At 67.3% G+C, this 6,084-nt stretch carries 6 protein-coding genes; 5 read left to right on the top strand and 1 reads right to left on the bottom strand.

Going from position 1 to position 6,084, the window contains the following annotated elements:
• Window positions 1–549, bottom strand: a 549-nt coding sequence (locus AC5RV1_RS15915; RefSeq protein ID WP_493995226.1) for a DNA glycosylase family protein, incomplete at its 3' end; no start/stop codon positions are given.
• Window positions 550–758: 209 nt separating this feature from the next.
• On the opposite strand from AC5RV1_RS15915, the gene AC5RV1_RS15910 reads away from it, so the two are divergent.
• The 5 genes from AC5RV1_RS15910 (at window position 759) to AC5RV1_RS15890 (ending at window position 6,084) form a co-directional block, all read left to right on the top strand.
• Complete coding sequence (locus AC5RV1_RS15910; RefSeq protein ID WP_493946856.1) at window positions 759–1,166, top strand: VOC family protein; 408 nt, start codon at window positions 759–761, stop codon at window positions 1,164–1,166.
• Between the two features lie 35 nt (window positions 1,167–1,201).
• Entirely contained in the window at window positions 1,202–2,587 is a 1,386-nt protein-coding gene (locus AC5RV1_RS15905; protein WP_493946855.1) for a cystathionine beta-synthase, read from the top strand.
• 25 nt (window positions 2,588–2,612) lie between these two features.
• Window positions 2,613–3,776 (top strand): cystathionine gamma-synthase, encoded by a 1,164-nt coding sequence (locus tag AC5RV1_RS15900; RefSeq protein ID WP_493995225.1) that lies wholly within the window; start codon window positions 2,613–2,615, stop codon window positions 3,774–3,776.
• A gap of 100 nt (window positions 3,777–3,876) precedes the next feature.
• Complete coding sequence (locus tag AC5RV1_RS15895; protein WP_493995224.1) at window positions 3,877–5,277, top strand: MFS transporter; 1,401 nt, start codon at window positions 3,877–3,879, stop codon at window positions 5,275–5,277.
• Window positions 5,278–5,313: 36 nt separating this feature from the next.
• Window positions 5,314–6,084 carry an SDR family oxidoreductase gene (locus tag AC5RV1_RS15890; protein WP_493995223.1) on the top strand — a complete coding sequence of 257 codons (771 nt, stop codon included), beginning with the start codon at window positions 5,314–5,316 and terminating at the stop codon, window positions 6,082–6,084.

Genomic DNA, 6,084 nt, shown 5'->3' with positions numbered 1-6,084 from the left:
CACCAGGCCGGGCGGCGTGGAGGCGGCGGCCAGCGGGGCCGGTGTTCCGTACCGGTGCACCAGGTACCGGTATGCCCGCCGCGCTTCGATGACCGTCACCTTTTGCTCCAGGATGATGGGCACGAGCTGGTCAATCATGCGCCCGGTGGACGGAAGCCGCAGGGCCAGGCTCCGCCGTCGTGCCTCCCGGACCATGCGGGGGAGGGTGGCGTGGAACGCTGGCTCATCAAAGGCCCGCCAGTCGTCGCCGGCACCCAGGAGCCGCGGGACTGATTCAATGGCAGCGGCGGCGCCGGGGCCCCAGGCCTGGGTGTCGACGCGGTGCTCCAGCCCGGTGCTGCCCGCCGGACTAAACCGAAGAGTGGCGGGGCCCTCTTCGGTGGTGAAGGCATGCCAGATGACACTTCCCTGGACGCTGAAGGATGGATCGCTGGTGCCGCGCAGGAGCGGGCCGAGGGTCCGCGCCAGATCATAGGGGCCGTCCGGATACCACCGGAGCGAGGCGTCCGCGGCGGCCGCCAGCCGCGCGGGTGCCTCTGCGATCGTCATGCACCAATCGTCCCACGGCGGGCTGACAACGTGCCCGCCCTGCCGGTTCTGGCGCCGGAGTTTTTGTCCACGTAGGCCGGGTTTCACGCCTCGGAAGTCTGCATATCTGGACAAAAACCCGGCCCTTAACGGGCAGCGGACAGAGGACTAGACTCCACCCTGTGGTGCGGAAACGCTGCACTGAAGGCTCGAAAAACCAGGAGGAAACAATGGGTGGAGTAGTGCATTTCGAAATTCCCGCGGACGACCAGGAACGGGCCAGGAGCTTCTACAAGGAGGCCCTCGGCTGGCGGATCGATCCCGTCCCGGGCATGGACTACAACATGGTGATCACCACGCCCATGGACGAGTCCACGGGACAACCGACGGAAGCGGGCGCAATCAACGGCGGCATGATGGCCCGGGAGGCAGACCTGACGAACCCCGTCCTCACCGTGGATGTTGAGGATATAGAGGCCACGCTGAAGACAGTGGAGTCTTTGGGCGGCGCCGTGGTGCGGGCGAAGGAAACCATTCCCGGAATGGGCTCCTTCGCATACTTCAAGGACACCGAAGGCAACGTCATGGGCCTCTGGGAGAACCTTCCCGCTGAGGAGCAGGCACAGGCCGCCGGGTAGCGGAATGCGCCTGCGGAAGCGGTAGCTTTGTACTCATGAAGTACGCCCAGTCCGTCCTGGACCTCATCGGCAATACCCCGCTTATCAAGCTCAACCACGTGACGGATGGCGTCAAAGCCACAGTCCTGGTCAAACTGGAGTACCTGAACCCCGGGGGATCCATCAAGGACCGCATCGCGGCGAAGATGGTGGAGGATGCCGAGCGGGACGGCAAGCTGCAGCCCGGCGGCACGATTGTTGAGCCCACGTCCGGGAACACGGGTGTGGGTTTGGCGCTCGTGGCCCAGCAAAAGGGCTACAAGTGCATCTTTGTGGTGCCGGACAAGGTGGGCGAGGATAAGCGCGCCGTGCTGCAGGCCTATGGCGCGGAAGTGGTGGTGACACCCACCGCCGTGCCGCCGGACAGCCCGCAAAGTTACTACGGCGTGTCGGACCGGATCGTCCGCGAGACGCCCGGAGCGTACAAGCCGGACCAGTTCTCCAACCCCGCGGCACCCGGCAGCCATTACCTGACTACCGGCCCCGAGATCTGGCGGGACACTGACGGCAAGGTCACCCACTGCGTCATCGGCGCCGGCACCGGCGGCACCATCACCGGCACCGGCAGGTACCTCAAGGAAGTTTCGGCGGGCCGGCCGGCGTCCGACGGCGGGACTGTCCGGATCATCGGCGCCGACCCCGAAGGTTCGGTCTACTCCGGCGGCACCGGGCGCCCGTACTTCGTGGAGGGCGTGGGCGAGGACATGTGGCCCGCCAACTACGACAAGTCCGTCCCGGACCAGGTGATCGCCGTCAGTGACGCCGACTCCTTTGCCATGACCCGGCGCCTGGCCCGTGAAGAGGGCCTGCTGGTGGGTGGATCCTCGGGTATGGCTGTGGTGGCCGCGCTGCAGGCGGCACGGGACCTGCCGGAAAGCGCCGTCGTCGTCGTGATCCTGCCTGACTCCGGCCGCGGCTACCTGGCCAAAATCTTCAACGACCAGTGGATGCGGTCCTACGGCTTCCTCTCCGGGGGCGAGGAGACCTCAGTGGGCGAGGTGATCAGCTCCAAGAACGGCGAACTGCCGGACCTGGTGCACATTCACCCCAACGAGTCAGTCCGCGATGTCATCAACATCATGAACGAGTTCGGCGTCAGCCACATCCCGGTCCTGTCCCAGGAGCCCCCGGTGGTGATGGGCGAGGTGCTGGGCGCGGTGGATGAGCGCACCCTCACCGCCAAGCTGTTCCGCGGCGAAGCCAAGCTGACGGACAAGATCTCCGAGCACATGGGTCCGAAGCTGCCGGTGATCGGTTCGCTGGAAACCATCTCGGCCGCCAGGGAGCTGCTCTCGGACGTGGACACCGTGATGGTCACGTTTGTGGGCGCTCCCGTAGGGATCCTCACCCGCCACGACCTCCTGGCCTACCTCAGCAACTGAACTGCAACGCCGATAAAGGAGCATCATGTCCGTATCGAAGAACCAGGGCTTCAACACCCGGGCCGTCCACGCCGGCCAGGCTTTCGAGCCCCGCACAGGGGCAGTGGTGCCGCCACTGCATTTCAGCTCCACCTACGCCCAAGACGGCATCGGTGGGCTCCGGGACGGCTATGAGTACGGCCGCGGCGGCAACCCCACGCGTGACGCGCTGCAGGAACAGCTGGCCGCGCTGGAAGGCGGCACGCACGCCTACAGCTTCAGTTCCGGCCTGGCAGCTGAGGACTCCCTCATCCGCGCCCTGACCCGCCCCGGGGACCACATCGTGTTGGGCAACGACGCGTACGGCGGCACCTACCGGCTGATCAGCCGGGTGCTGGGCGGTTGGGGGATCGGCAACACTCCCGTGGACATGGCAGATCTCGACGCCGTGCGGGCGGCGGTTGCCGCCAACAAGACGCGCTTCGTCTGGGTGGAGACCCCGTCCAACCCCCTGATGAAAATCACCGACATCGAGGCCCTTGCTGCAGTTGCCCACGACGCCGGCGCCCTCCTGGTGGTGGACAACACCTTCGCTTCCCCGTACCTCCAGACCCCGCTGGCCCTGGGTGCCGACATCGTGGTGCACTCCACCACCAAATACATCGGCGGGCACTCGGACGTGGTGGGCGGCGCCGTGGTGGTCAAGGACGCGGAGCTGGCCGAAAAGATCGGGTTTGTGCAGTTCGCCGTGGGCGCCGTTTCGGGTCCCATGGACGCCTTCCTCACCACCCGCGGACTCAAGACCCTGGGCGTGCGGATGGACCGGCACAGCCTCAACGGCCAGGCAGTGGCGGAGTGGCTGCTGGAACGCCCCGAAGTGGAGGCTGTCCTGTACCCGGGGCTGCCGACGCATCCCGGCCACGAGCTCGCCAAGAAACAGATGCGGAGCTTCGGCGGCATGGTGTCAGTCCAGTTCAAGGGCGGCGAGGCGGCGGCCAGGAAGGTAGCCGAATCAACCACGGTGTTCACCCTGGCGGAGTCGCTGGGCGGCATCGAATCGCTTATGAACTACCCGTCCGAGATGACCCACGCCTCGGTCAAGGGCACCGAACTGGCAGTTCCGGTGAACCTCCTCCGCTTGTCGTGCGGCATTGAAGACGTGGAGGACCTGGTGGCGGACCTCGACCAGGCCTTCTCCTCGATTCCCTAGGGGTGACGGTAGCCATTTGGGCAAAGAAACACCTTCCGCCCCCGTCCGAGCAGGCAACAACCCACGCGCCGTCCTCGAAAGCTCAGAACGGAGCAGCCGCATGAGCCCCGACCGCACGGCCGACGTCGACGGAACCGCCTTGCAAGCCGGCCCGGGCGCTGCCGCCGGAACGGACAGCCCCGGATCCGCCGTCGTCCCGCAGCACCGGCGGCCCCGCCGCTTTCATCCTGCCTGGACCGTTGCCGCCGTAGCCTTCCTTGCCCTGGTGGGTGCCGCCGGTTTCCGTGCTGCACCAGGTGTCCTGATGGTCCCGCTGCAGGAGGAGTTCGGCTGGTCCACCACCGTGTTGTCGGCAGCTGTCAGCATCAACCTGGTCCTCTTTGGGCTCACAGCGCCGTTTGCCGCTGCCCTGATGGAGCGGTTCGGCATCCGGGCAGTAACGTCAATCGCGCTGGTCCTGATCGGCACGGGCAGCGCCCTCACCGTGCTGGTGAACCAGTCCTGGCAGATCCTGCTGACCTGGGGCCTGCTGATCGGCCTCGGCACCGGATCCATGGCGCTGGTCTTCGCCGCCACCATTGCCAACACCTGGTTCGTCAAGAACCGCGGGCTGGTGATCGGCATCCTGACCGCCGGCAGTGCGGCCGGCCAGCTGGTCTTCCTGCCGTTTATCGCCATGCTGGCCCAGGACCCGGGCTGGCGGCAGGCGTCCCTCCTGATCGCCGCGGGAGCCCTGGCCGTGGTCCCGCTGGTGCTGAAGTTCCTCAAAAACTCCCCGGCCGACGTCGGGGTCCTCCCGTATGGTGCGGAACAAGCTGCCGCCGGGGCACACCCGGCACCGCCTGCGGACACTGGTCCGCGCGCCAACGCAGCAGTGCGGGCGCTGCAGGTGCTCCGGCGGGCCAGCCGGGTACGGACCTTCTGGGCGCTCGTGGCAGGCTTCGCGATCTGCGGGGCAACCACCAACGGACTGATCGGCACCCACTTCATTCCCTCTGCGCACGACCACGGCATGCCCGAAACCACCGCCGCCGGCCTGCTCGCCGTCGTCGGCATATTTGACATCGTGGGCACCATCGCCTCCGGCTGGCTGACGGACCGGTTCAACCCCCGGATCCTGCTTGCCGTCTACTACCAGTTCCGCGGGATCGGACTGCTGGTGTTGCCCCTGCTCCTCAGTGCCGAAGTCCAGCCCAGCATGATCGTCTTTGTGGTGATTTACGGCCTCGACTGGGTGGCTACTGTCCCGCCAACGGCGGCCATCTGCCGGGAAACCTTCGGCGCGGACGGCAGCGTGGTGTTCGGCTGGGTCTTCGCGGCCCACCAGCTCGGAGCAGCCGCTGCCGCCCTGGGTGCCGGCGCCATCAGGGACGCCACCGGCCAGTACACGTACGCCTGGTTCGGCGCCGCCGCGATGTGCACCATCGCTGCAGTCATCAGCGCCACCATCCGAAGGCACGGCAGCTCCCGCGAAACCGTACCCTACGGCGCCGCAGCCTGACCCGGAAGGCAGCGCAGCCGCCAGTACGCTGATCCCATGGAAACCCCTGCCGAAGGCCCTGTCCGTCACGTAGCCCTGATCACCGGCGCTGGCCGGCTTGCTTCCATCGGCGCCGGCATCGCCCGCCAGCTTGCCGCCGAAGGCTGGGACCTGGTGCTGGCTTACTGGCAGGACTACGACGCCCGGATGCCGTGGGGGAGCGAGCCGGACGACGTGGTCCGTTTGACGGCCGAGCTGGAGGCGATCGGCGCCAGCGTCCACTCCCTGCCCGCAAACCTGGAGGACCCGGGCACGGCCGATCGCCTCCTGGCTGAAGCGGTGCAGCTGGCCGGTCCGCTGCAGGGCATGGTGCTGAGCCATGCCGAGTCCGTTGACTCCGGCGTCCGGGACACGAGCCTGGAATCGTTCGAACGCCACTTTGCCGTGAACACGCGGGCCAGCTGGCAGCTCATTGCCGCTTTCGCGCGGCAGGCAACGGCTGACGGCGGTGCGATCGTTGCGCTGACCAGTGACCACACGGCATTCAACCTGCCCTACGGCGCCTCGAAGGGCGCGCTGGACAGGATCGTCATCGCCGCTGCCCGCGAGCTGGGGCCGCGGGGAATTTCCGCCAACGTCCTCAACCCGGGGCCGGTGGACACTGGCTGGATGGATGACGAGGTGCGGGAGGCCTTGACCGCCCGGCAGCCCACCGGCCGCCTGGGCACCCCTGCCGACGTCGCCGGAACCGCCGCGTTCCTGCTCTCGCCGGCCGGCCGCTGGGTTTCGGGACAGCTCATCAAGTCAGACGGTGGCTTCTCCGCCTAG

The sequence above is a fragment of the Arthrobacter sp. Hb9-2 genome (assembly GCF_059091165.1).
The sequence above is the reverse complement of the archived record's forward strand: the minus strand, read 5'-3'. Positions and strand labels throughout refer to the sequence as shown.